This is a genomic window from Corallococcus llansteffanensis, from assembly GCF_003612055.1.
Taxonomy (GTDB): domain Bacteria; phylum Myxococcota; class Myxococcia; order Myxococcales; family Myxococcaceae; genus Corallococcus; species Corallococcus llansteffanensis.
Map to the genome: position 1 here is coordinate 1 of NZ_RAWB01000059.1, position 26,319 is coordinate 26,319.

Here is a 26,319-nt window from a genome sequence, read left to right on the forward strand (position 1 = left end):
CGAAGGGCCGTTACCGAGGCACGCGCCGCAACCTCTTTGACCTCAGGCGACTCGCGGTCGTCCAAAACCTCGAGGTCGCCGCGCGTTACCAGCGCGCGGCGTGACCTAACCTGTTCGGCGCTCTAGGGACTCGGCTTGCGCCTTCAAACCATGCTTGCGGCAAAGTGCAGCCAACTGACGGGCGGCTTCAGGCGCGGTGGAGGAGCGCTTCTCCTCGGGGGAGGCCTTCTCTGCGGTCTCCAGCGCACGCCGCCAGGCGAAGGTTGCCTCCTGCAACCGCCCGTTGGCGGCCAGTAACTGGCCAGCCATGCGGAACCCTTCGATGGCGAGCACTGGCGATGCGCCCTCCAGCCCCAACCGCCCCGCCTCGGCATAGGCGATGGCCGCGTCATCGGTGCGCTGGAGGGTGAGGAGGGTCGCCCCCTGGGCAAGCTGAGCCTGGACGGCGACATCTGGAAGGCCATGGTTGGTGGCGTGTGTCCCTGCTTCACGAAACAATTGGAGCGCCCTCTGGGGTTGGCCTGCCTGCATGACATAGCCACCCAGTGCCACATCCAGCGTGCACGCCTCGCGTATCAGGCCTGCTGCAACGCACAGGTCACGAGCTTCGGTCTGCTCACGCACGGCATCGGTTGTCCTGCCCTCACGCAGGGCATGCGCCGCGCCAAACACCTTGAGGCGTAGCGCCTTCTGGAAGTCCTTGTCCATCAAGGCCGTGGGGACGCCCATGGACAGGGGCTCCTTGCCCGATCCTCCGCCGATGTTGCCTCGAGACGAGGCTGCATCGCCCATGGGGGCGGGCGATGGATCCGGGGGAAGCGGGCCCTTCTGGGCGGACCTGTCGACTGGCTGCCTGTCGTTGTGCCGAGGTGGAGGAGCTACGCGGGGACCCGCCGCGCCCACTGCCTGGAATCCTGTCGCGACCGTGGGGACCGTCGCCATGGCTGCCAGAATCTGGGTCATGTTTTTGGCGACCGCAGTGTCATTCACCCGAACGTCCACGCTGTCGGCCTGCGTACCCAGTGACTGGACAAGGGGGGCGAGGTGCGGTCCATCTGCCTCCACCACGATCCAGCGCACCCGCGCCAGCTCCGGCCGCGCGAGCAACAGCTGTATGTCTTGAGCCCATTGCCTCGACTCCCGTACCCATACAGGCGCCAACACCAGCACCAGCCCCTCCAGGGGTTGCTTCAACCTGCGCAGCGCCTCGCTCACATCCACACCGAAACGAGCCAGGGCCACTTGGCCACGGAGCGCTGCTCCCATCCCAGACAGTACGATGCCTGGATTGTCCATGGCCAGCAGCGTGCGCAGTTCTTCCCAGTCCGCCCGCACCTCCTCGGACCGGCCTGTCCACCCATCGTCATCTTCCGTCTGAGGTGTCTCCAGCACGAAGAAGGGGGCGTGGTTGTCCCCGTGGTGTTCCGCGGCGGCGATGTGTTCGAGGGCTGCCAGCCGCAGAGAAGGGCTCGTCGTCACGTGCAGGAGTCGCAGCTCCCTGGCCACGGTGAACCATTGCATTGCTTCTACAAGCCGTGACAGAGGTTGTGTGATCGAATCCATGGCTCTCGTTCGTGAGCGCTCCGGACACGGGGCTCGTGCTCAGTTGATCTTGACGATGGGACCTGAAACCTCATTCAGTCCGGACGCGGATGAGCTTATTTTCGGTCCGGATACCGCCACGCCCGCAGGATCCAACTTCACGATTCCGGCTCCGCCTGAGAGAGAGACTTCCACCGCACCGGTGAGTTCGATCTTCGTGGGCGAGATCTTGATGGAGCAGCCGCCGCAGGCCAGCTCGATGCCCGTGGCGGAGGTCACCAGCACCTTTCCGCTGTTGTCGATTTGGATGCTCCCCGGCTCGTGGACAAGATGAATGTAGCCGCCTGCTTTCAGGTCCACGTGTCCGCCTTCGAAAACAAGGGTGGTGGGGCCTTGGGTGAGCTGGTGCTTCACATCGGCTGTGACCAACCGCTCGGCGCTCACGGTGAGTTCGTCGTTGGTGGTGATCGTGGTCAGCCGACCGGCCTCCAGCGTGACGGTCTCCTTGCCAGTGACCTTCTTGTCGCGCGTGCCTCCGACCGTGTACGTCTCCTGGCCATCCACCGTGAGGGTGCGGGCACCGTTCACAGTGACGGTCTCGTTGGCCTTGACTGTTTCGGTGCGGTTCTGCTCGATCGTGACGGTCTCGTCCTTTTTCACGGCCTTGGTGCGGTTGCCAGAGATGGTCATGGACTGTTCTCCGCCCACGCTCTCGGTCTGGTTTACCTTCACGGTGTTGGTCTGGTTCTTCTCCACGGTGTTGGCCTGATCATTGTTCACTTGTGTGGAGTGGTCGTGTTCCACCACCTCCTCCAGGTCCTTCTGCGCATGGAGGAAGATCTGCTCCTTGTCCCTGGCGTCCTCAAAGCGCAGCTCATTGTAGCCCTCGCTTCGCGGCGAACTCTGGGTGCGCAACGTGCTGCGGGTGCGAGCCTCTGGCAGCTTCGTCGGTGGAGGATTGATGCCGTTGTAGACACAGCCGATGACCAGGGGACGGTCGGGATTGCCTTCCAGGAAGTCGACAACAACCTCCATACCCACACGGGGAATGAAGAGCGTGCCGAAGCCGGCTCCTGCCCACGCCTGCGCCACGCGCACCCAGCACGATGCCTTCTCGTCTTCTGGGCCTACGCGGTCCCAGTGGAATCGAACCTTGATGCGGCCGTGCACATCCGTGTGGATTTCCTCATTCGAATCTCCCGAAGGGCCTACCACCGTGGCTGTTTGCAGGCCGGGGACTCGGCTGCGCACTAGTGGATATTCGGGCCGGAAGGGCACTGACAGTAGAATGCATTCGAAGCGGTTCTCGTACCTTTCGCGCTTCGTCTCATCTCCCGTGCCCTCCTCGGGAAATGGGGGCTGCTCCTCGGGGGCCTCTCCCAGGTGTTCGACGCGGGTGATGAGGTAGGACTGGTCCAGATCGGCGCGCGCGTGCCCCTGCAACTCGAAGGTGTTCCCAGGGCAGAAGCCCGTCACGTTGCCACGGCCATGTCCCCGCTTCTGGCCCAGTTGCTGGCCTTCGCGCAGCAACCGGGCGCGCGCGGCCATGTCATCCTTCGTGTACCTGTGGCTCCCCATGTCGTACGCCGACAGGGTGAGTTCCGCCGGATACAGGTATGACTCCCATCCACCTTCCTGCTCTTCCCGTGCCGCCTTCGTCAGGTTCAGCCGCGGTCGCGTCCAGTCGAAGTCACGGACCACCATGCCTGTCGGGCGCAGGGAACTGGACCAGTCAAACCCCCGAAGCGTCTCCACGTGCGCGAGCCCCCCGGCCTGATTGGCGATCGACACATGGCCACCGTCGAGTGTCGAGAGTGGATGAAAAGGACCATTGGTGTCCGCCAGGACGAGTTCCTCGACGTCTCCTGCGTGCTCGAAATAGAAAGCGATGCCTTCTTCCTTCATCAATCGCAGGATGAAGTCGAGGTCCGATTCCGCGTATTGCACGCAGTACTCCCTCTTGGGATACTCACGTTGGAGCGACAGGCGTGCCTTGCGTTTGAACGGTGTCAGCGCTTCCTCCAGCACATCCATCAGTACTTCGGGCACGGACATCGCCTGGAAGATATACGAATCGATGCGCTGGGAGAGCGTCCAGAGGGCTGGGACAACATGGACACGAACGACCCCCTTGTCTGCAAGTGAGCCCAGGTCCTCCGTGTGGCGCACGATACCCATGAACTGGCGAGACAAGGTGCCTCGCTGGACTCCGAGCACGCACGAGGAGCCGAGCATCGCGTCGACGTCCGTCGTGGGGCCGTCAAAAACCAGGTCGACGAGGACCTCGTAGAGTTCGGACAATCCCTCGCGCGCCTGGACACGCCGCACGTGCCAGGGGCTCATTGGCATGTCCGAGGTGCCGAATGTGAAGCGGACCGCAGGGATTGGACTGCTCCCGCCGAGCAGCGAGAGAGCGCCCGCAACGGCTTCCCGTAAGCCCCCTCGCTCAAGACTCTTTGCGAGCTGGGTGGCCGTGGCGGACACCTGTGCTGCTTGTTGGAGTCTTTCGTCGAACGCGGACATGGGCCCTCCTGGAACAGGCGCAAGGAGGATAAGGTGGAGCGGGCAATTGAACGTCAGGGCGCTCAGGCCCGATGCTGATCAATCAAGTGGGTGCTGAAGGACCACTCAGCTCTGCGTTCGGAGTGTTCCTCTTGAATTCTAGCACGCCAGAGTATCTTGGCGTCAATGTGGCGATTGAGTAGGGTTGCCTCCATTCGCTGAAAGGAGTTCCCAGCTCAGACTTCGCGGGCCGATTGTTCTTCAGTGAAATGAGTAGATGCTTTGCGCGGTCCGCCACGCTCATGCTGCCTGCGTCAGTCTGCCCTTTGATGGCGAACGCCTCCTGCTGCGGCGCACCTGGTGTTCGGGCTTTGGGCGCCCGCACCATGGTCCCGACAGCATCTTGGCTTGTCCGATCTGGGTCGGTTGGGCGCCAGGGTTGAAATAAACAGACGGCGTGACCGCTTGAGGTCGTGTCTGACTTCGGCGTTCAGCCTGACCATCTGGGCAACGAGGTTCGCGCTGAGGCAACCGCTGGTTGAGGCGATGCTCCCGGGTCTTGGGTGCCTCATTGACGCTCGCAGAATATGGCACCCCGTTCGACGAGATCGGGGAGATGTGGACGCCCACGGCGGAAGCTGATGTGCCGGAGGACGTGGGCGCAAGCTCGACGTCTCCCGGACAGCCTGGGAACATGCCCGACCCGGCTCCTCCGGGACGGAGCGTGGATGACGGACCTTGCGACCTCCCCGTTGTTTGAACGACTCCAGCGAGCCGGGCACGTGCTCCTCGCGGGCACGGGCGGCGGCTTCGATGTCTACAGCGGGCTGCCGCTCTAATTCCGCCTGCGCTCGATGGGTAAGCAGGTGTCGTTGGCGAACCTGAGCTTCACGGTGCTGGACCGCGTGGACGGGTGCGTCCTGGTGTACCGCACCGGATTAATGAGACACTAGGCTGGTCGCAATCAGGCTGCTTGCTTCTGCATCAGCTCCCGCCGGGCCTGACTCGGCGAGAGGAAGTGGTGGCGCTCGGGCAGCCAGTGCTCGTTGTACTGGGGGGCCCACTCCAGCAGGGCCCGCCGGAGTCCCTCTACGGTGGCGAAGGTGCGCACCCAGAGCAATTGCTCCTTGCGGGTGCGGATGAAGCGCTCGGCGCAGCCGTTGCCCTCGGGACTGCGGACGAAGGACGGGCTGGACTCGGCGCCCAGGAAGCGCAGTTCGTCCTGGAAGACGTCGGAGGTGTACTGGCTGCCGTTGTCGTGGCGGATGGACAATCCCGTGGCCACGCCGTGGCGGTACGCGCCGAAGCGAGCCTTGATGCCCTGTCGAATGGGATCGAGGGCTCCGAAGCGATTTCCGACCTTTGCGGCGTGGATGCCGACGCACTCGGAAGTGCCTTGGTCGACGGATATGAAGACGGTGGCCTCCACCTGAAGTGTCGTCTGGGTGCAGGTGGCGTTGGTGCCCCACATGACGTCCGGAGCCTCAGTGGTAATCGTGCCGTCGTGGTGGCGCGCCTCCATCACCCTGCGGGCCCTGCCCGGTGCCAGCAGCCCCGCCTCGCGCATCAGCCGCAGGCAGCGGGCCTTCGAGGTTCGCGCGTCCCGGGCGCGCAGCCGGGCCCACACCTTGCGGTGCCCCTCGCCCAAGAAGGGTGAGCCGGCCAGCACGCCGCGGATGGCCTCCAGCAGCGCCTCGTCCGTCAGCGCCGTCTTCGGGCCACGTCGGGCCATCGCGGGGGCTTCGGCCTGCCGGCGGGCGCGGTGCCGGTACACCGTGGCGCGAGGCACGCGCCAGGTGGCCGTCACGAGCACCAGTCCGTACGGCTTGCCGCTGGAAGGCGAGAGACGGGCGCTCATCCTCTCGACTTCCTCCAGGGAAAACCCGGGGCGTTGCCCTCCAGCAGCCGGGCCTTCTCCGCCAGCAACTCGTTCTTCATCATCAGCTCGCCCACCATGGCCTTGAGCCGCAGCACCTCGTCGTCCGCAGGCTCGGGCTCGCGGCTCTTGAGGTTCGCCTCGGCCCCCGCCAGGAACTTCTCCCGCCACTCGCTCAGTACCGCTGCCGTGACGCCCAATTCCCGCGAGAGGGCGTCGAGGTCCTCGCCCTTGAGGAGCCGGAGCACGGCCTCCTTCTTCCGCTTCGCCTAGAACCGACCGCGCTCCGACGTCCTGTCCTGCTTCTGCTGCTTCTTCACATCCACCTCACGAGGGGGAGGCTATCCCCCAGAAAGGTGTCTCAGGAATCCCTGGGGCGGAGGACGCCTCGACAAGGGGGCCAGACTGCTCGACGGCATGCCGCCACCCTCGCGGAACCACCTGCACCCAACCACCGACGACACGCCGGATTCTCTCCCGGCACCTTCGCTCGAAAGTCCGCGGGCGATTGCCTCCCAGAATCGTTGCCGGTGCTCACGCCTTCCCACGGATGGACGACCGGGGGACGGCATAGGAGGACGCCCAGCACGGGCACGCCGTCGACGCTTGCTTGCTCCCATCGCAACTCCTCAGGTTCGAAGCGTTGCGACGACCAGTTGAATCCACCCTCGCCGGTGAGCAGGGCGGACGCTAAACCGAGGACTTCCGGAACCCTCACCGTCGATGGCCGCGTCCGCTGGCTGGAAGGACGCGGTCAGGTGACCTTCGATGCCAGGGGAAGCCGGCGCGGTTCATTGGCCCCGGGCTCGATGTCACCGCGCGGAAGCAGGCGGAGCACGCGATGCGCGAGAGCGCGAATCTGATGACCGAGGTCACCGATGCGCTCCCGGTGATGACTGCCTTCGTCGGGCCGGACCTGCGCTGCCACTCTCGCGCCTGCGCCACGGAGAGCAACGTGTTGAGCGACAGCCCCTCCATGTTCTCCATATCCATGAGACGTGGCGTGTGCTCTACCGGCGCGCTGAAGGGGGCTGCGGATATCACTGCAAAACGTCATGCTCTCCTTGGCCCCTCTGCACCCGCTCGCCATTCTCAACAGAGCCCCTCTTCGTCCCATCTTCCGCTGTCGTCAGAGAAGTACAGCCTGTGGGTAGCGAGGACTCCGGCGTTGCGCCCGGGCTTTCTCCATGTGATAGCCGCGCCCCAACCCTGGAGGCGTGATGTCTAGATGGAGTGCCTGGCTGTCCCCGTGTCTTGCCTTGCTGGTGTCGGGATGCATGTCATTGGAAGTGGATGACGCGCGGGAGCCGGAGGTTCAACAACAGGCCCTGACCGGCACGCAGGTCATCGACTTCACCTCCGCGAGCACGACGGCGAACACGGATGCGTCCGGCAAGAGCGGCGGCATGACCGTGCTCAAGGCGAACAGCTCCAATTGCACGGTCGGCGCGTACGTGGATTGCTACGCGCAGTACATCGAGTTCAGCCCGTCCTACACGGGCTACCTGAGCTTCAATCTCTCAAGCCTCACCCAGGCCGCGCCCACCCCTGCTCAAGTCACCCAGCTCCAGCTGCTGACGAAGTACCAGGGGCCCGCGGCCTCCACGTCCTACTACCAGTGGCAGCTCTACCGGTTCACGACCTCGAGCTGGGTCAACATCGCCAACTCGCAGGGGCGCGGCGAATGGGTGTGGACCCCGGCCCTGACGCTCAACCTCCCGGGCACCGAGGTGGCTTCGAACTTCGTCTCGAGCACCGGCGAGATCCGCGCGCGCCTCGTCAAGGGCGCGGGGACGGATGCGGCGCAGCTCGACAGCCTCCGCCTCCAGGTGTCCTGGGACATCCCCACGACGTGCACCGCTGAAACCAATGCGGCCTTCTGCACGCGGCTGGGCGCGAACTGCGGGCAGGTGAGCGGCACCGACAACTGCGGCCAGGCGCGCACGGTCTCCAGTTGCGGCAGCTGCCTGAGCCCGGAGACGTGCGGCGGTGGCGGCACCTCGAACGTCTGTGGTCAGGGGACGGCCTGCACCCAGGCGACCTTCCCCAAGGGCACCACCTGGATGTGGGACCTGGAGAACAACGCCCTTCCCACCAACCTCAACGCCCAGGTCTACGTCGTCGACCTCTTCAACACCTCAAGCACGAAGATCCAGGAGTACAAGAACGCCGGCAAGAAGGTGGTCTGCTACTTCAGCGCCGGCACCTATGAGAACTGGCGGAGCGATGTCAGCCAGTTCCCGCAGGACACCTGGTGCAGCCCCGGCGAGAACTGCGCCCAATCCATCCACATCCTGGGGGACTGGTGCGAGAGCGGCGGCGGCTGTGAGTGGTGGTTGGACCACCGCAAGCCGGCGGTGCGGGCGGTGATGACGTCCCGCATGCAGCTGGCGAAGAACAAGGGCTGCGATGCGGTGGAGCCGGACAACATCGACGGCTACTCGCACGACGACAGCATCAGCTGCACCGACCAGGCCTGCTGGGGCCTCACGGCGACGAACCAGCTCGACTACAACCGCTGGCTGGCCACCACCGCCCATTCCCTGTGTCTGGGCATCGCGCTCAAGAACGACGTCGACCAGATCCCCGCGCTCGCCGCCTCCTTCGACTTCGCCATCAACGAGCAGTGCCAGAAGTACAACGAGTGTGGCGCCTACAAGACCTGGTTCACGAACAACAACAAAGCGGTCTTCAATGCCGAGTACCGCGTGGACTCGGGGGGAGTGACCACGAACTGGACGAACTGCACGGGAACGGGGGCGACCTGCGCCTGCGGCGAGAGCGGCTTCGTCCAGGGGGACATGCGCACCCTGGTCTTCAGCACCGCGTCGGTCCGCTACGACAACATCCACCTCGCCTGCTGGTAGTGCGGACAGGCCGGGGCGGTCATCCTGCCCCGGCCTTCCCCTCCCCGGGCTACCGTGCGGCCGGCACGAGGCCGTAGAGGGTGGTGACCTCCCGGGAGCGCGCGGCGTGCAGGGGGTCCGCCTTGTCCTTCGCCTTGGAGTGCCGCGCCGGGGTGGACTTCCGCCACGCCACCGTCAGGCCGCAGCGCGCGAACTGCTCCTCGAGCCACCCGGGCGGACGCAGGCCCAGCAGCACCGCGAGGTCCGACAGGATGAGCAATCCCTCTCCTCCCGGGGTGAGCGCGGCGGGGAGCCCTTCGAGGAAGCGCCGCAGGAACTGGCTGTCCTCGTCGAACACCGCGCGGTCCACCCGGTTCTTGGGCGGCTCGGGGATCCACGGCGGGTTGCAGACGACGAGGTCCGCCTTGCCTTCCGGAAACAGGTCCGCCTCCGTCACCTGGAAGCGCTGCGAGAGGCCGAGCCGCTCCGCGTTCTCCCGCGCGCACGCCACCGCGCGGGAATCGCAATCCGTGGCCTGCGCGGACGCCGCGCCGCGCTGCAGGAGGAGGAAGGAGAGCACGCCGGTGCCGGTGCCCACGTCGAACACGCGCTTGCCTTTGACGTCCGGCACGGCCGCCAGCAGCTCCACGTAGTCGGTGCGCGTGGGCAGGTAGACGCCGTAGTGCGGATGGAGCAGGCCCTTCAGTCCCGGGACGGCCAGACCCTTGCGCTGCCACTCCGCGGCCCCGAGCATGCCGAGCAGCTGCTTGAGCGGCACCACGGTGAAGTCCGTCGTGGGCTCACCCCACACCTGCCGGCACGCTTCAGAGACGTCCGGTGCGCGCGCGAGCTCCAGGCGGTAGCTCCGGTCGAGCGCGACGACGATGCGCGACAGCGTCGCATGCTCCAACTGCCGCGCGCGGCGCTCGGCCCGGAACGCCTCCAGCGGCGAGCGGGCCTGCCAGGGCCGTTCGAGCCGCCGGCCCAGCGCGCCGAGCAGCTGCTTCGCGTTGTGGAAGTCACCCGTGTAGCGCAGGAACTCGCCCCGGCGGACGCGCTGGAGCGCGGTGTCGGCACGCAGCCGGTCATCCACGGGTGACAGGCGCGTGGGGGCGGGCTCGTCACTCTCCGAATGCCAGGTGAACGCGGCGTCGGGCGGGAACGTGAAGGTCGCGGCTGCGGGCGACGGCCCCTTCGGGGCAGCGGTGGCGGGTCGGCGGGGGCGGTCCATGGGCCTGGGGTAGCACGTCCGTGCCCCACCGTCGCGCATCCGGTAGGGCAGCCGGGTGCCGGCAGGAGACCCACGTCTGCCGACAAATCGTCTCAAGGGCTGCTCTAACTGGTTCCTGGGGCTCAATCCCAGCGATCCAGCGTGTACGTCGCGACCGCCCCCTTGCTCGTCACGCGAAGCACCACGCCCCAGGAGGAGGGGTTCGCAGGGGGCGTGAGCATGAGACCGCTGGCGAGCGGCTCCCCCTCGGGAACCTCCAGCTTGCGGCTGCGCGAGAACGCCTCGACGGTCGCGCGAATTCCATGCAGGTCGCTGCGCAGGAACTCGGGAAACAACATCAGGTTGTCATTGCGGCTGTCGCGCGCGCCCTTCAGGACGAAGAAGGCGCCCTGGCCCTGGTGAGCGAAGCGATCTCCGAACCAGGTATTGGGCTTCATCGTCAGGCCGAGGACCTCCACGTAGCCCGGAGACAGCCCCCAACTGCTTGCAGGGGTGGGATTGACGTAGAAGTACCAGGTGACCGGGTTGCGTTGCTCCGGAGCGTCCCACTGGATGATGGGCGGCGCGTCGGGATGGACGGCCGTCACCAGCGCCGAGAACGCCGAGCTGCTGGAGGGAACCCTCAGCTCCAGCTTCTCCGCCGAGGGCAGGACGGTGTCGCGGAACTTCACCCACGTCAGGGTCTTGTCAGGCAGCTCCGTGACCCGAGCCTCCTCCTTGGTCTTGAGATGCCCGAAGACGCCCTTCGCCTTGTCGGGCTTGTCCGTCAGGGGCCTCCAGGTGAGCTGGACCTCCGCGAGCGTGGCGAACCGGCGCTCCAGCGAGGGCGCAAGCCCCAGTCTGGTGATGGCCTCCTCGGCCTGCCGGATGTTCCCGGCGGACGGGGCCGCCTGCGGGCGTTGGTACTGGAGCGGGTGCATCTTGTCGTCGAACCGCTTCTTGACCGTCTCGAAGGGGAGGCCCGCCGCGAGATCCTCCAGCAGCGTGCCGACCATCGAGCTGCGCGGCGTGCAGAAGCCCGCCGGGGCCGAGGCCACCGCCTTCCAGAGCAGGTTGCGGCCATGGGGCTGCTTGCGCTCGCGCTGGCGGGCGATGAGCCACTCGACCACGCCGACGAACTTCTCGGAGCGCGTGAGCGCGTCTGCCTGGAGCACGACCCGGGCCTGTTCCAGGAGGCCGGGCTTGAACTCGTCGAGCGCCACGTTCAAGCACCGGTGGTGCTCCTGGAACTCAGCCCTCTTCTGGCTGGCATTGAGGAGGCCCGGCTGGAAGACGCGGGCCTTGGGGACGATCACGGCCAGGTGCTGCCAGGAGCCCTTCTCCGGAGTGCCCCAGACCGGCGCGGACGACAGGAAGACGCCGTTGACGTGAGCCTTCTCGACCATGCCACGCAGCTGCTGCACGGCGGCGAAGTTCTCAGCGGACGCCAGGCGCTCGTGCCAGAAGGGGCTGCGCGGCTGGCCCGTCTCGTCGAGGGTCACCAGATGGCCGAAGCGCTCGACGAACGTGCGGCAGCTGGCGCAGTTGTTGAGTTGGCGTGTCTCCTCGGGAATGGAGGTGAGGTAGGCCTCCCAGAGACCGGTGGCATCCGTGGTGAACAGCTGTTGGTGGGCGACGAGCTCCTCGAAGCTCGCCTGGAGGCGGCTCAGGAAGCCTTGATAGTCGCGTCCGTCAGGGGCGTCCCCCTGCTGGGATGGCGAGCCGACCTCGGGGTTCTTGTTGCTCATGGGGTGTCTTTCTAGCGGAGGGTTGGATGCGGCGCGACCCGGGGCCGCGGCGTCAGGATGCGCGGCACAGCCGGTCCACCTGGGTCAGCAGCTTCGGCATGCGCGAGGCGCCGTGCATCCGCCGGATGTGCTCCGCGGCGGTCGCGGTCTCCATGCCGATGGCGGTGATGAGCAGGGGGCGCAGGCTCTGGCCGCGCACGATGGGCAGGGCCGGGCCGGTGGTGACATAGGGCGTCTTGGCCACGCCGATGACGGGCACCGCGCGACAGAGGGCCTCGTACAGGTGGGCGCCCAGGCCCGGCTTGTCGTCCCCGAGCCACACGTAGCCGTCCACGACGATGGCCTCCAGCGGCTCCTGCACCCCGGCGAGCACGCGCAGCAGGTGCGGCAGCTCGCGGCGGTAGAACTGGCCGGGCTCGTAAGGGGCCGCGATGGGGCCGCGGTCCACCAGGTGCGCGGCCTCCGTGGCATCGGTCCAGTGACGGAAGAGGACACACGCGGCCACGGTGACGTCAGGCCGGTAGTCCACATCCACGCAGGCGAGCATCCGTTCTCCTCAGGGCCGCACGACGTCCGCGATGAACCGGCTCAGTGCCTCCGCCATCCTTGCATGCGTGGCGGCGGACGGATGCCAATCCTCGCCGACACCGTCGACACCCGGATTCTGGACGTCCATCAGGTGCCGGTAGACGCGGCCATCCCCCTGTTGCTGACGTTCCACCACGAGGTCGGTGATCCACTGGCCGACATGAACGGACGTCGCCGCGCCATTCTCTTCCCGCTGCTTGTAGCCGTCCGTCATGCTCCCCAGCGTGCAGACGATGTGCGCGCGGGGGTGGAGGGTCCGGAGCCGCGCGAGGAACGCCCGATAGGCCGACTTGAAGGAGGCTTCATCCGGAAGGAACGCGTCGGTTCCACTGCCCGCGAACGCATCATTGGTGCCGGCGTTGATGACCATCACATCGGGTGGATCGCGTGAGAAGTCCCACCCGGCGGGATGGTCCGGAACCGCGAGCTCGTAGAGCGCGGGCAGCAGCCCTGACGTCGACATGTCCAGGTTGCGGTAGACCCCATGGCCCGAATAGCAGACGAGGACGGGCTCCGCTCCCAGCTTCATGGCCGTGAGCCAGGCATAGCCCCGGCGGGGGTTCTCGTTCTTCGACGTGAAGCCCGGCGCTCTCCAGGAGGGCGATGCGGGGATGAGGGCGACGTCCGCGCCGTATCCACAGGTGACGGAGTCCCCGATGAACTCCATCCGGAGCCCCGGGCGAAGGGGAGGGTCCCGAAGCTCGCCATGGACCTCGAGCGCGACGAGCGTACTGGGGCCCACCGAGGACTCGGTGCGCTTGACGAGCTCCACCGTGTGGAGTCCCACCTCAAGGCCGTCGGCGAGCAGATAGGTGGACTCGCTGCTTCGCACCGCGAGCTGCCTCGGTGCCGCCCCATCCACAGTGACATCGAAATAGTTGGTCCCCACCTCGCCGCCGGGTCCTGCGTCGGAGAGCTGCATCCGGAGGGCGTCGCCCCAGAAGCGCGCGCGAATCGTCACCCCGGGATGGGAGAAGACAACTCCGGTGCCGGAGCGGTACGTCCGCCCGATGTACTGAATCCGTGCGTCGGCGGCGGGAAGGGTCACCCAGGTCATTGACGCCACGGGGCGCACGGAGCTGCACGCGGCCATCGCCATCCCGATGCCGAGGAGGGCGCCACGGAGTCCAGGTGTCATGGGCCTCATCACGCGGGGATCAGCGTCCGGGCGACATGCTGGATGTAATCCGCGCGAGCACGGCTCGAACTCAGCGTCGCCGGGCTGGCGATGGCGAGGTGCAGGAGCCCCACGTAGGTGGAGTACGCCTGCAGGGCCCAGTTGCGCGCCTCGCGGGCCGGCAGCCCGAGCGCCCGGTACAGCTTCACCATGTAGTCGAGGCGCCGCTGCGACACCCGCGCGAGGACCGGCTGGATGCGCGGGTCCGCACCCGCGCCCGCGACGATGGCGACTTCAATCTTCCCATGCGGGCCCAGGTCGAACGTCAGCGCCAGCAGCTGGTGCAGCCGCTGCTTCGGATCCGGCAGGGCCTCCAGCCGTTGGATGAACTCCGTGGTCGCCAACTTCTCCCAGCGCGCGAGCGCGGCCTGGAGCACGTCCGCGCGGTCCTTGAAGTGCCAGTAGAAGCCGCCCTTCGTCACCCCCAGGCCGCGGGACAGCCGCTCCACGGACAGGGCGTCCACGCCCTCCGCGAGGCTCCAGAGGGCGGCGTCCGCCCAGTCTTCCGCGGACAGGCCCGGCCCCCGGTGCCGCTTGCGGATGTCCTCGATGCTCCGGAAGGGCGACGGCTCCGGCGGGCGGGAAGTAGGGCGTCTCATCGTTGACCGCAAGTCTGGCGGACCCCCTCCCTGACGTCCAGGGCGCATTCCCGGCGGCCCCGGGCTATACGGTACCGTATCGGTATACGGTGCCGTATCCGATGACAGGACTGGAGGCCGTGCATGCGGGTGACGACGGGGACGTTGCTGCTGCTGACTGGAGGGGCTCACACCGCCATCGGGTTGGTGCTCTTCCGGGCGCCGCTGCTGGCGATGGTGCGAGCAGGCGTGTTCGACAGCGTGGGCAGGGACAGCGCCCGCGCGGCGGCCTTCTGGTTCCTGGCGATGGGCGGAGGGCTGCTCCTCGCCGGGGCCCTGTGCCGCTGGCTGGAGCGCGAGTTGGAGCGGCCGCCCCCGGCGGGCTTCGGGTGGGGGCTGCTCGCGCTGGGCCTCTTCTGCGTGGTGCCCATGCCCCTCACCGGAGCGTGGGTGCTCTTCCCGCTGGGCTTGGGCGTGCTCTTCCAGTCCCGGACGTCCTCCCCGCTGCCGGAGGTGCTGCGCCCGTTCGCGGAAGGCGCGGACCATGTGGACGTGAAGACCGTGGAGTCGGAAGCCACGCTGCGCGAGTTCCTCGCGGCGCTCCTGTCATACCAGCCCGCGTGGGTGACGGCCCTGTACGGGGTGCGCGCTGTCTTCGTCCGGTTGCTCGGGATGCGCCAGCACGGCCTGCCCCGGGCCCGCCTCCTGCGCCCGGAGGACATCCCCATGACCCCGGGCAGCGCGGCCTCGTTCTTCACCGTGCGCCACGCGGAGGAGGAACACGTCTGGGTGGTGGCCGCGACGGACAAGCACCTGGAGGCCACCCTCGCCGTCGTTGCGGAGCCGGCGCCTGGTGGTGAACCCCGGCGGCGCTTCCACGTCGTCACGCTGGTGCACTACCGGAACTGGGCCGGGCCCGTGTACTTCAATGTCATCCGGCCCTTCCACCACCTCGTCGTCGGGGGCATGGCGCGCAGCGCGGCGGGTGCGAAGTGTGCACCCGGCGGCGCACACGGGCTTCTCCATGAAAGCCGTATTGACCGCGTTATCAAGAAAAGCTAATTCCACGGCCTGTGCGAGGGCTTCCGACCTGGTGCCCGCACGTTCCCGAGAGGCCGAATGAAACTGAAACTGACCCATGCGGTGAGTGCCATCTCCCTGCTGGCCGCGGCCTGCGGCCCGATGCCGGAGGCCCAGGAGTCCGACAGCGAGCAGTTCGGTCACACGGCGCAGATGATCCGCCGGGAGCGGGCCATCCCCGGCGAGTACATCGTCGTCCTGCGCGACTCCCAGCAGGAGGTCCGGCAGCAGGGGGCGGCGAACATCGCCCGGGAACTGGTGTCCCTCAACGGTGGCCAGGTGCTGCGGACCTATGAGCACACCATCCACGGCTTCCTGGCGAAGATGAGCGAGGCCGAGGCCCAGCGCCTCCTGTCCGACCCTCGCGTGGCGTATGTGCAGGAGAACGGCCTGATCCATGTGTCGGCGACGCAGACCGGCGCGACCTGGGGCCTCGACCGCCTCGACCAGCGTGACCTGCCGCGCAACAGCTCCTACACCTACAACGTCGACGGCACCGGCGTGCATGCGTACGTCATCGACACCGGTATCCGGCTGACCCACACCGAGTTCACCGGTCGCACCGGCAACGGCTACGACTTCATCGACAACGACAGCGACCCCTCGGACTGCCATGGCCATGGCACGCACGTGTCGGGCACGGTGGGCGGCACGACCTGGGGCGTGGCGAAGAAGGTCACCCTCCACGGGGTGCGGGTGCTCGACTGCACGGGCTATGGAAACGACGCGCAGGTCATCGGCGGTATCGACTGGGTGGCGGCCAACCACATCAAGCCCGCGGTCGCCAACATGAGCCTGGGCGATGTCGCCATCCAGGCCGTCGATGATGCGACGGAGCGGTTGATCGCCGCGGGCGTCACGACGGTGGTCGCCGCCGGCAACGACAGCGCCAACGCCTGCAACTACTCGCCGGCCCGTGCGCCCAACGCCATCACCGTGGGCTCCACCACCAGCAGCGATGGCCGCTCGTCGTTCTCCAACTACGGGACGTGCGTGGACATCTTCGCTCCGGGCTCGAGCATCACCTCGGCCTCGAACTCCGGCAACTCGTCGAGCACCGTGCTGAGCGGCACGTCCATGGCCTCGCCGCACGTGGCCGGCGCCGCGGCGCTCTACCTGAGCGCCAACCCCACCGCGACGCCCGCGCAGGTACGTGACGCGCTGGTGAACAACTCCACGCCGAACAAGGTCACCAGCCCGGGCACCGGCTCGCCCAACAAGCTGCTGTACACGCTCTTCATCACCGGTGGCGGCAGTGACACCACCCCGCCCACGACGTCCATCACCGCGCCCGTGGGCGGCGCCACGCTGAGCGGCAGCGCGACCCTGAGCGCCAGCGCCTCCGACAACGTGGGCGTGTCGCGCGTGGAGTTCTACGCGGGCACCTCGCTGCTGGGTACGGCGACGAGCGCGCCGTACAGCTTCGCGTGGAACACGACGGCGGTGGCCAACGGCACCTACGTGCTGACCACGAAGGCGTATGACGCGGCGAACAACATCGGCACGTCGGCGACGGTGTCGGTGACGGTGAACAACGGCACGGGCACCTGCTCCATCTCCGAGCAGCTCCTGGTCAACGCGGGCTTCGAGAGCGGCAACACGGGCTGGACCACCTCGACGGACGTCATCGACGGCACCACGTCGGGCAATGCGCCGCGCACGGGCACGTACAAGGCCTGGCTGAACGGCTACGGCACCACGCGCACCGAGTTCGCCTACCAGGACGTCACCATCCCCGCCACGGCGTGCAGCGCCACGCTCAGCTTCTGGGCGCTCATCACCACGTCGGAGACGACGACCACGACGGCCTACGACAAGCTGGCCATCCAGATCCGCAACAGCGCGGGCACGGTGCTGGCGACGCCGGCCACCTACAGCAACCTGGACAAGGGCACGGCCTACGTGCAGCGGACGTTCGACCTGGCCGCGTACAAGGGCCAGACCATCCGCATCTACTTCAACGGCACGGAGGACTCGTCGCTGAAGACGAGCTTCTTCCTCGATGACACCGCGGTGAACATCGTCCGGTAGTCCTCCGGACGGCGCGGACGGCCCTCGGGGCTGATGTCCAGGGGCCCAGCAATCTCTCCAGATTGCTGGGCTTGTTTGTTTTGAGCCTGGCGCCCGCCGGAGGAAGGCCGGGCGTCAGGGGCGTGCGGTCATTGGCCTTCGGTGTCCAGGGCGCGCAGGCGCTCCGTGAGCCGCTCCGCCAGCGTGGGGACCTGGGGCTCTTCCAGGAGGGTCAGGTGCGTGCCCGGTACGTGGCACACCGAGACGCCTCCTGGGAGCCAGGCCTTCCAGCCTTCGTCCTCGGCGCGGGTGGGGTCGCTCGCGCGGACCGCGGCGCGGAAGAGCTCGGCGGGGCCCTCGTAGCGGCTGGCGGGCACGTAGCCCCGGTTGGCCTCTCCGAGCCGTTCGTGGACGGAGAAGAGACGCTCGATCTGTCCCGGCTCCAGTCCGCCTGCGGCGGGCAGGTTCCGCAAGACCTCGATCATCCGCGACAGCAGCTCGTTGCCCTCCAGGCTGCTCAGCCGCTCCAGTTCTGGGGCGGAGACGTCCTGGACGGGAAGCCCGACCATCTTGCCAAAGGCGGCCAGACGGATCAGCGGCGGCGGCTCCGGATCCGGCTCTCCCGAGGGCGCGAGGCTGTCGAGCAGGGCCAGCAGCTCCACCGGCTCGCCCAGGGCCTGGAGCTGGCGCGCCATCTCGTAGACCACCAGGCCCCCGAGTGACCAGCCCGCGAGCCGGTACGGACCCTGGGGCTGCACGTCGCGCACCTGCTCCAGGTAGAGCCGGGCCAGGGACTCCATGGAGGACGGCGGCAGGTCTCCGTCCTCGATGCCGGGAGCGAACAGGCCATACACGGGCCGGTCATTGCCCAGGTGGCGCACGAGGTCGGCGTAGCTGAGCACGCCACCGCCACCGCCATGGACCAGGAACAGCGGCCGACGCTCGGAGTCTCCCGTGTCGAGCCTCGCCAGGTTGGGCCCCAGGGGGCGCTTCCCTTCGGAGGGCGACAGCAGGGCGGCGAGCCGCTCGACGGTGGAGCCCTGGAAGAGCGCGGACAGGGGAAGCGCCCGGCCCGTGCGCTCCCGGAGGAGGGCCATGAGCTGCACGGCGAGCAGGGAGTGGCCGCCCAGGTCGAAGAAGTCCGCCTCGGCGCTGACGCGCTCCAGGCGCAGCACCTCCGCGAAGGCTTGCGCGATCAGCTGCTCCAGGGGCGTGCGCGGAGCGACGTAGCGGCCGAGGGACGCGGCGGCGTCCGGGGCGGGCAGGGCCTTCCTGTCCACCTTGCCGTTGGGGGTTAGGGGCAGGGCCTCCAGCACGACAAAGGCGGAGGGCACCATGTAGCCGGGAAGCTGTTGCTGGAGCTGGGCGCGCAGCTTCTCCGCCAGGTCTTCTGTCAGAGGAGAAGAGGGGACGACGTAGGCGACGAGGCGCTTGTCGCCGGGCACGTCCTCGCGGGCGAGCACCAGCGCTTCCGCGACGGCGGGAATCCGGCGCAGCGCGGCCTCCACTTCGCCGGGTTCGATGCGGAAGCCGCGCAGCTTCACCTGGTGGTCGGTGCGGCCGAGGAACTGCAACGTGCCGTCGGCGAGCCAGCGGGCCTTGTCTCCTGTGCGGTAGAGGTGCTCGCCCGGAGTGGTGGCGAAGGGGTGCGGGATGAAGCGCTCGGCGGTGAGCTCCGGGCGGTGCAGGTAGCCCCACGCGAGGCCCGCGCCACCGACGAACAACTCACCGGGAACGCCGACGGGCACGGGCCGCAGCGAGGCGTCCAGCACGTAGGTGGTGGACTGGGAGAGGGGCCGGCCGATGGGGACGGCGTGGCCGAAGTCACTCCGCGAGTGGAGGGTATGGGTGGTGGAGAAAGTCGTGTTCTCGGTGGGGCCGTAGCCGTTGACGAGCACGGCGCCTGGAGGAAGGCGGGAGAGGTGCTGGCGCACATGCTCGGCGGGCAGCACGTCGCCGCCGACGAGCAGTTGGGGTACTCGGGCCAGCGTGTCGGGCTGGTGGAGGGCGACCTGCTCGAAGAGGGCGGCGGTGAGCCAGAGGGTGGAAGGGGCATGGCGGCGCAGCAGGGCCGCGAGCTCCTCGATGGAGAGGGCGTGAGGAGGCGCGAGCACGAGGCGGGCGCCGTGCAGCAGCGCGCCCCAGATTTCGAGCGTGGAAGCGTCAAAGGCGGCGGGGGCCAGCTGGAGGAAGGAGTGCTGGGGGCCGAAGTCGATGAAGGAGGAGCCGCACACGAGGCGCACGACGCCACGGTGAGGAACGAGGACGCCCTTGGGCCGGCCGGTGGAGCCGGAGGTGAACATGACGTAGGCGAGGCTCTCCGCCGCCGTGGGCACGTTGGGCGCGTGCGTGGGCTGACGCGCGAAGAGCGAGGCCTCCTCGGAGTCCAGCAGCAGGATGCGGCCGGCGAAGCAGGGCAGGCGGTCCTTCAGGCTGGAGTGGGTGAGGAGCAGCGGCGAGGCGCAGTCCTCCAGCAGCAGGGCGAGTCGCTCGCGGGGATGGGCCAGCTCCAGGGGGACGTAGGCGGCGCCGGCCTTGACGACGGCGAGGAGGGCGACGATGAGGTCGAACGAGCGCTCCAGTCCCAGTGCCACGGGCGTGCCCGGAGTGACGCCCATGCTGATGAGGGCATGGGCGAGCTGGTTGGCGCGCTCCTCCAGTTGCCGGTACGTGATGCAGTCCTCACCGAAGACGAGGGCCACGGCGTCCGGAGTGCGCCGGGCCTGGGCCTGGAACAACTCGGGGAGGGTGGCGTCGCGCGGGAAGTCGGTGTGCGTGTCGTTCCAGTCGAGCAGCACCTGCCGCTGCTCATCCAGGGAGAGCATGGAGGCGGAGGCGAGAGGCGCCTCGGGATGGGCGACGAGGGCTTCGACGAGGGCACCGAAGTGCCGCGCCATGCGCTGGACGGTGGCGGGAGCGAAGAGAGCGGTGTTGTAGCTGAGAGAACCCTCGAAGCCGTTGGTGGACTCGAAGAGGAACAGCTCCAGCTCGGCCTTGACGCTGTGGCCCTCCACGTCCAGTGGGCGCAGGGCGAGGCCCGGCAGTTGGAGGGCGGGCATGGAGGTGTTCTGCAGGGCGAAGAGGGCTTGGAAGAGGGGCGGCCGCGTCAGGTCGCGCTGGGGCCTCAAGTCTTCGACGAGGCGCTCGAAGGGGACGTCCTGGTGGGCATAGGCACCCAGGGAGGCCTCGCGCACCTGCTGGAGCAAGTGGTGGAAGGACGCGCCCGGTGCCACGAGGGAGCGCAGCACGAGCGTGTTGACGAAGAAGCCGATGAGGCCTTCGGTCTCCGCGTGGGTGCGGCCAGCGATGGGCGTGCCGACGCGGACGTCTTCCTGGCCCGCGTAGCGCGAGAGCAGCACCTGGAAGGAAGCCAGCAGCAGCATGAAGGGCGTGACGCCTTCACGCTGGCCAAGGGCCTTGAGGGCTTGAGCAAGTGGCGGGGCCAGCCGCAGCGGGACGAGGCCGCCGTGGAAGGACTGCACGGCGGGGCGGGGGAAGTCGGTGGACAGCTCCAGGGGAGAGGCGTCCGCGAGGCGCTGGCGCCAGTAGGAGAGCTGGGCCTCCAGGACGTCACCGTGCAGCCAGGAGCGCTGCCAGAGCGCGTAGTCGGCGTACTGGACGGGCAGCTCCGGCAGGGGCGAGGGCAGGCCCTGGGAGAAGGCCGAGTAGAGGGCGGCCACCTCGCGCACGAGGACGCCGCGGGACCAGCCGTCGGAGACGATGTGGTGGAGGGTGAAGACGAGCACGTGCTCGGTGAGCGAGAGCTTCAGCAGCAGGGCGCGCACGAGGGGGCCTGAGGCCAGGTCGAAGGGACGCTGGGCCTCGGCGGAGGCCAGGCGTCGCGCTTCATCGAGAGCGGCCTCGCCCAGGGGGCTGAGGTCCACCGTGGGCAGAGGCAGGTCGGTGGGGGATGCGATGCGCTGGAAGGGCTGGCCCTGGCGAGAGGGGAAGCAGGTGCGCAGGGCCTCGTGGCGGCGCACCAGCTCGGTGAGGCTCTGGCGCAAGGCTTCGAGGTGCAGCTCGCCTTCCAAACGGAGGATGGAAGGGACGTTGTAGGTGGAGGCACCAGGGACGAGCTGATCAATGAACCACAGGCGCTGCTGCGCGAAGGACAGCGGCAGCTCTCCCGTGCGCGACGCTGGCACCAGCGGTGGCGCCTGAACGCCGGACACCTGCTTCCCCGCGTCGTCAATGCGGCGCGCGAGGTCCGCCAGGATCGGGGCTTCGAAGACGGAGCGCAGGGGCAGCTCCACGCCGAACGCCGCGCGCACGCGGGCTACAAGCTGCGTGGCCAGCAGCGAGTGGCCGCCCAGTTCGAAGAAGTGATCCTGTGCGCCCACGCGGGGAAGGCGCAGCACTTCGGCCCAGAGCGGAGCAAGCAGTTCCTCGGTGGGCGTGCGAGGTGCCACGTAGCCGGAGCGCGATGCGGAAGCCTCCGGAACGGGAAGGGCCTTGCGGTCGACCTTGCCGTTGGGCGTGAGGGGCAGGGCCTCCAGCACGACGAAAGCGGAGGGCACCATGTACTCGGGCAGCATCTGCTGGAGCGAGGCGCGCAGGGCTGGAAGGTCCAGCGCGGCCACGGAGGACGCAGAGGGCACGACGTAGGCGACGAGGCGCGTGTCGCCAGGCGAGTCCTGACGAGCAACGACGACGGCCTCGTGCACGGAGGGAAGCGAACGCAGCACGGTGGCGACTTCACCGGGCTCGACGCGGAAGCCACGCACCTTCACCTGGAAGTCGGTGCGGCCGAGGAACTCCACGCGGCCATCGGGCAGCCAGCGCACGCGGTCGCCGGTGCGGTACATGCGAGCACCGGGAGCGGGGCTGTAGAGGTCGGGCACGTAGCGCTCGGCCGTCAAGTCAGGGCGGGCGAGGTAGCCGCGCGTCACCTGGGCACCGCCAACGAAGAGCTCGCCTGGGACACCCAGGGGCGTGGGCCGCAGCGACGCGTCCAGGACGTAGAGGCGGGAGTGGGCCAGGGGCCAGCCCAGGGGCACGGAAGTCGAAGCGGAGTGTGAGGCGGGCAGTTGCACGCGGCCGGCGAGCACGCCGACAGTGGTTTCGGTGGGGCCGTAGTGGTTGTGCACCTCGCAGTCCGGAGCGAGGGCGTGGACGGTTTGTAGCAGGGCCCAGGTGGAGGACTCGCCGCCCAGCACGAGGCGCTTGTGAGGCAGGACGTGGCGGGGCTCAGGCGCGGTGAGGAGGGCGGCGAGGTGCGAAGGCACCACCTTCATGCAGTCGATGGGGTGACGCGCGAAGTAGTCGGCGAAGGCGGCGGGGCTGGAGGCGCACTCCTGGGAGAGGACGTGAAGCAGGCCGCCGGTGGTGAGGGCAGGGAAGAGGACGGTGTTGCCCAGGTCCGCGACGAAGGTGGAGACGAGGGCGAAGCTTGAGCAGGCCTCCAGCCCAAGCCGCTGCGTCACCGAGGCGACGTAGGAGGAAAGCTGCGAGTGGGCGACGGCGACGCCCTTGGGCCTGCCGGTGGAGCCGGAGGTGAAGAGGACGTAGGCGAGGGAGTCCGCGAGTGCCTCACCCGGAGGCGCGTCGGTGCGCAGGCGGGAAAGCAGTGAGGCATCTTCATCCATGCGCACGAGGTGCGTCGAGGAGAAGGCGGAAGCGTGGCGGGCCACCGTGACGACGACGGGAGCGGCCACCTCTCGCACGAGGGACTGCAAGCGCAGGGCGGGCTGGTTCGGGTCGAGCGGCACGTAGGCGCCGCCGGCCTTCCAGACGCCGAGCAGGGCGATGACGGTTTCAACGGAGCGCTCCAGGCACAGGGCGACGCACGAGTCGGTGCCAACGCCGAGCGAGCGCAGGTGCCAGGCCAACTGATTGGCACGTGCATCGAGCTCCCCGTAGGTGAGCACCTGTCCGTCGCAGGCCACTGCGGGCGAGTGAGGATTCAGAGCTGCCCGCTGCTCGAAGAGGGAGTGCACGGCGAGAGGCTGGCGAAGCGGCGCCTCCGTGGAGACGAAGTCCTTGAGCAGCAGCCCTCGCTCCGCTTCGGTGAGCAGCGGCAACTCACTGACGCGTGAATCTGGCGCAGCGAGCGCGGCCTCCAGGAGGATGCCCAGGTGCTCGATCATGCGAGCGACGGTGGACGGCTCGAAGAGGTCGGTGCGGTAGCCCAGGGAGCCGGTGAGGCCGTGAGGCGACTGGGCGAGGGACAGGGTGAGGTCGGACTTGGTGGCCTCGAAGTCGCGCGCGAGGGGCTGGAACGACAGGCCTGAGAGACTCAACTCCGAGGCCGGCGCGTTCTGCAGCACGAGCATGACCTGGAAGAGGGGCGATTGACTCAGGCTGCGCTGGGGTTGCAGCTCCTCGACAAGCTTCTCGAAGGGCAGGTGCTGGTGCTCATAGGCGGCCAGGGTGGTGTCGCGCACCTGCTGGAGCAGTTGGCGGAACGAAGCATCGGGTGCGACGTGGGAGCGCAGCACGAGGGTGTTGATGAACAGGCCGATGAGGCCCTCGGTCTCTCCCCGGGTGCGGCCGGCGATGGGCGTGCCGACGGAGACATCCTCCTGGCCGGAGTAGCGCGACAGCAGCACCTGGAAGGCGGCCAGCAGGGCCATGAAGGGCGTGACGCCCTCGCGCTGGCAGAAGTCGGACAACGCCTCGGACAGGGACAGGGGCAGGTGGACCGGCTGGAGGGCACCGCGCTGGGACTGCACGGCGGGACGCGGCTTGTCGGTGGGCAGCTCCAGCAGGGCGGGAGCGCCGGAGAGCTGCTGCTTCCAGTAACCCAGTTGCGCTTCGAGCACCTCCCCCTGCAACCAGGAGCGCTGCCAGACGGCGTAGTCCGCGTACTGGACGGGCAGCTCCGACAGGGGCGAGGACCTGCCCTGGACGAAGGCCCCGTAGAGCCCCGTCACCTCGCGCACGAGCACGTCCATGGACCAGCCGTCGGAGACGATGTGATGCATCGTCAGCAGCAGCACGTGCTCCCGCGAATCCAACCGGATCAGCGAGGCGCGCAGCAGCGGCCCGCGAGCGAGGTCGAACGGACGCACGGCCTCGGCGGCGGCCAGTCCCCGGGCCTCGGCCTGACGCTCGGGCCCGGGCCGCGCGCCCAGGTCCACCACGGACAGGTGGAAGTCGGCGGCGGGGTGGAGGTCCTGGAAGGGCTCCGCGTCACGAACGACGAAGGTCGTGCGCAGGGCCTCGTGGCGCTGGAGGAGCGCGCGGAAGGCCTGCTCCAGGGCCGGCACGTCCAGCTCTCCCTGGACGCGCAGCGCGAAGGGGATGTTGTACGTGGCGCTGCCAGGCTCCAGTTGATCGATGAACCATAGCCGCTGCTGAGCGAACGAAAGCGGCAACGGGCCGGTGCGCGGCACCGGCACCAACGGAGGCGGCGGGGGCGGCTCCACCTTCCGCTGGGCGACCAAGGTGCGGTGCACTTCGCGGGCACGCCGGTGCGCCTCGGCCCAGGTGAGGGTCTCGCCCTCCAGCTCCGCGGCCACGGCCTCCGGCGTGAGCCGGGCCTGGGCCTGGAGGAGCCGGTGCAGGCCGGCGTCCCTCACGGTGGCGGCGGACGGATCGCGCCACGCGCGGAACAGCAGGTGCCGCTCCTCGGATGTGAGCAGGGGCAGCGCGGCGAGCGGATGATCCGGCGTCGCGAGCGCTCCCTCCAGCAGCACGCGCAGGTGTCCCATCATGCGCTCCGCCGTCGAGGCGTCGAACAGGTCGGTGCTGTACTCCAGCACGCCTCGCAGGCCCTGGCCCCGGTCGCTGACGGACAGGACGAGGTCGAACTTCGCCGCGCGGTGCTCGACCTTGAGGGGCGCCATCCGCAGCCCGGGCCCGAGCACCTCCGGCATCGGGGCGTTCTGGTACGCGAGCATCACCTGGAAGAGCGGGGCGCGGCCGGGGGCGCGCTCGGGCCGCAGGGCCTCCACCAGCTTCTCGAAGGGCACGTCCTGGTGGGCGTAGGCGCCCAGCGTCATCTCCCGCACCCGGGCGAGCAGCGCGCGGAAGCTGGGGACCCCGGCCAGGTCCGTGCGCAGGACCAGGGTGTTGACGAAGAAGCCGATGAGCCCCTCCAGCTCCGCGTGCGTGCGGCCGGCGATGGGCGAGCCCACGCTGATGTCCTCCTGGCCGGAGTAGCGCGACAGCAGCACCTGGAAGGCGGCCAGCATCACCATGGAGGGCGTGACGCCCTCCTGGCGGCAGAGGGCCTGGAGCGCTCCCGACAGCTCCATGGGGAACTGGAAGGCGTGCGCGCCACCCTGGAGCGTCGGCGCGGTCGGGCGCGGGCGGTCCGTGGGCAGCTCCAGCGTCCGGGGCGCGCCCTGGAGCCGGGCCCGCCACCAGCCGAGCTGCGCCTCCAGCACCTCGTCGCGCATCCACGCGCGCTGCCAGAGCGCGAAGTCCGGGTACTGCACGGGGAGCGGCTCCAGGAGCGCGGGACGCCCCTCGGCGTGGGCCGTGTACAGCGTCGTCAGCTCCTGGACGAGGACGCCCATGGACCAGCCGTCGGAGATGACGTGGTGCAGGGTGATCAGCAGCGCGTGTCGCGCCTCGGCCAGCCGGACGAGGAGCACGCGCCAGAGCGGCCCCGTCGCCAGGTCGAAGGGCCTCCACGCCTCGTGCTCGACGCGGCGCTGGAGCGCGACCTCGCGCTCGGTGTCGGGAAGGTCGCTGACGTCCGCCCAGACCGCGGGCAGCGGGGGCTCCGGGGCGATGACCTGGACGGGCTGGTGCCCGTGCTCCTGGAGCGTGGTGCGCAGGGACTCGTGGCGCTGGAGCACGTCACGCAAGGCGCGCGTGAGTGCGGGCACGTCGAGCACGCCCTCCAGGCGCACGGCGGTGGGGAGGTTGTAGTTCGCGCTGTCGGGATCCAGCTTCGAGAGGAACCACAGGCGCTGCTGAGCGAAGGACAGGGGCGCAGGGGCATGCGCGGTGCGCGCGCGGAGCGGCGGCACGGACGCTGCGGGCCGGTCCAGGGCCAGCGCGTCGATACGGCGGGCCACCGCCTCCACGGTGGGGGACGCGAAGAAGTCAGGCAGGGAGAGCTCGACCCCGAAGTGCTGGCGGACGCGCGAGAGCACCTGGGTGGCGCTCAGCGAGTGGCCACCCAGCTCGAAGAAGTCATCCTCGCCGCCCACCGCCTCGACGTGGAGCACGCGGCCCCAGAGCGCCGCCAGCTCGCGCTCGGTGTCGGAG

At 68.6% G+C, this 26,319-nt stretch carries 13 protein-coding genes; 3 read left to right on the forward strand and 10 right to left on the reverse strand.

Annotated features, from left to right (window positions below; genetic code table 11):
• Positions 1 to 105 precede the first annotated feature (105 nt).
• The 4 genes from D7V93_RS08295 to D7V93_RS08315 all read right to left on the reverse strand — a co-directional run bounded on the left by D7V93_RS08295 (position 106) and on the right by D7V93_RS08315 (position 6,168).
• Complete coding sequence (locus tag D7V93_RS08295; RefSeq protein ID WP_147451083.1) at positions 106 to 1,563, reverse strand: tetratricopeptide repeat protein; 1,458 nt, start codon at positions 1,561 to 1,563, stop codon at positions 106 to 108.
• Between the two features lie 39 nt (positions 1,564 to 1,602).
• The gene (locus tag D7V93_RS08300) at positions 1,603 to 4,065 is read right to left on the reverse strand and encodes a type VI secretion system Vgr family protein (RefSeq protein ID WP_120642871.1); all 2,463 of its coding nucleotides are present in this window, start codon (positions 4,063 to 4,065) and stop codon (positions 1,603 to 1,605) included.
• 943 nt (positions 4,066 to 5,008) lie between these two features.
• Positions 5,009 to 5,902 (reverse strand): IS3 family transposase, encoded by an 894-nt coding sequence (locus D7V93_RS46045; protein ID WP_120642872.1) that lies wholly within the window; start codon positions 5,900 to 5,902, stop codon positions 5,009 to 5,011.
• On the reverse strand, positions 5,899 to 6,168 hold the full coding sequence (locus D7V93_RS08315; RefSeq protein ID WP_120642873.1) for a transposase: 270 nt from the start codon (positions 6,166 to 6,168) through the stop codon (positions 5,899 to 5,901). The genes D7V93_RS46045 and D7V93_RS08315 overlap by 4 nt, the downstream gene beginning before the upstream one ends.
• A 1,029-nt stretch (positions 6,169 to 7,197) precedes the next feature.
• On the opposite strand from D7V93_RS08315, the gene D7V93_RS08325 reads away from it, so the two are divergent.
• Complete coding sequence (locus D7V93_RS08325) at positions 7,198 to 8,787, forward strand: endo alpha-1,4 polygalactosaminidase (RefSeq protein ID WP_158623677.1); 1,590 nt, start codon at positions 7,198 to 7,200, stop codon at positions 8,785 to 8,787.
• A gap of 49 nt (positions 8,788 to 8,836) precedes the next feature.
• On the opposite strand, the gene D7V93_RS08330 is transcribed toward D7V93_RS08325, so the two are convergent.
• The 5 genes from D7V93_RS08330 to D7V93_RS08350 all read right to left on the reverse strand — a co-directional run bounded on the left by D7V93_RS08330 (position 8,837) and on the right by D7V93_RS08350 (position 14,088).
• Complete coding sequence (locus D7V93_RS08330; protein ID WP_120642875.1) at positions 8,837 to 9,997, reverse strand: 50S ribosomal protein L11 methyltransferase; 1,161 nt, start codon at positions 9,995 to 9,997, stop codon at positions 8,837 to 8,839.
• A gap of 122 nt (positions 9,998 to 10,119) precedes the next feature.
• A complete protein-coding gene (locus tag D7V93_RS08335) occupies positions 10,120 to 11,724 on the reverse strand; it encodes a DUF8224 domain-containing phage-derived protein (protein WP_120642876.1) in 1,605 nt (534 codons plus the stop codon).
• Positions 11,725 to 11,776: 52 nt separating this feature from the next.
• Entirely contained in the window at positions 11,777 to 12,271 is a 495-nt protein-coding gene (locus D7V93_RS08340) for an endonuclease V (RefSeq protein WP_120642877.1), read from the reverse strand.
• Positions 12,272 to 12,280: 9 nt separating this feature from the next.
• Positions 12,281 to 13,450, reverse strand: a complete 1,170-nt coding sequence (locus tag D7V93_RS08345) for an SGNH/GDSL hydrolase family protein (protein ID WP_244237173.1) — start codon at positions 13,448 to 13,450, stop codon at positions 12,281 to 12,283.
• 8 nt (positions 13,451 to 13,458) lie between these two features.
• Entirely contained in the window at positions 13,459 to 14,088 is a 630-nt protein-coding gene (locus D7V93_RS08350) for a TetR/AcrR family transcriptional regulator (protein ID WP_167509443.1), read from the reverse strand.
• A gap of 123 nt (positions 14,089 to 14,211) precedes the next feature.
• On the opposite strand from D7V93_RS08350, the gene D7V93_RS08355 reads away from it, so the two are divergent.
• On the forward strand, positions 14,212 to 15,129 hold the full coding sequence (locus tag D7V93_RS08355; protein WP_120642878.1) for a DUF6463 family protein: 918 nt from the start codon (positions 14,212 to 14,214) through the stop codon (positions 15,127 to 15,129).
• Between the two features lie 57 nt (positions 15,130 to 15,186).
• Entirely contained in the window at positions 15,187 to 17,178 is a 1,992-nt protein-coding gene (locus D7V93_RS08360) for a S8 family serine peptidase (protein ID WP_120642879.1), read from the forward strand.
• Between the two features lie 128 nt (positions 17,179 to 17,306).
• Here D7V93_RS08360 and D7V93_RS08365 read toward each other — a convergent pair whose 3' ends face one another.
• Positions 17,307 to 26,300 carry a non-ribosomal peptide synthetase gene (locus D7V93_RS08365; protein WP_279636870.1) on the reverse strand — a complete coding sequence of 2,998 codons (8,994 nt, stop codon included), beginning with the start codon at positions 26,298 to 26,300 and terminating at the stop codon, positions 17,307 to 17,309.
• Positions 26,301 to 26,319: the final 19 nt, after the last annotated feature.

Bases quoted from the DNA above. Each gene is read 5' to 3' on its own strand.
- D7V93_RS08295 (WP_147451083.1), bottom strand. From the start codon at position 1,563: ATGGATTCGATCACACAACCTCTGTCACGGCTTGTAGAAGCAATGCAA.
- D7V93_RS08300 (WP_120642871.1), bottom strand. From the start codon at position 4,065: ATGTCCGCGTTCGACGAAAGACTCCAACAAGCAGCACAGGTGTCCGCC.
- D7V93_RS46045 (WP_120642872.1), bottom strand. From the start codon at position 5,902: ATGAGCGCCCGTCTCTCGCCTTCCAGCGGCAAGCCGTACGGACTGGTG.
- D7V93_RS08325 (WP_158623677.1), top strand. From the start codon at position 7,198: ATGTCATTGGAAGTGGATGACGCGCGGGAGCCGGAGGTTCAACAACAG.
- D7V93_RS08330 (WP_120642875.1), bottom strand. From the start codon at position 9,997: ATGGACCGCCCCCGCCGACCCGCCACCGCTGCCCCGAAGGGGCCGTCG.
- D7V93_RS08335 (WP_120642876.1), bottom strand. From the start codon at position 11,724: ATGAGCAACAAGAACCCCGAGGTCGGCTCGCCATCCCAGCAGGGGGAC.
- D7V93_RS08340 (WP_120642877.1), bottom strand. From the start codon at position 12,271: ATGCTCGCCTGCGTGGATGTGGACTACCGGCCTGACGTCACCGTGGCC.
- D7V93_RS08345 (WP_244237173.1), bottom strand. From the start codon at position 13,450: ATGACACCTGGACTCCGTGGCGCCCTCCTCGGCATCGGGATGGCGATG.
- D7V93_RS08350 (WP_167509443.1), bottom strand. From the start codon at position 14,088: ATGAGACGCCCTACTTCCCGCCCGCCGGAGCCGTCGCCCTTCCGGAGC.
- D7V93_RS08355 (WP_120642878.1), top strand. From the start codon at position 14,212: ATGCGGGTGACGACGGGGACGTTGCTGCTGCTGACTGGAGGGGCTCAC.
- D7V93_RS08360 (WP_120642879.1), top strand. From the start codon at position 15,187: ATGAAACTGAAACTGACCCATGCGGTGAGTGCCATCTCCCTGCTGGCC.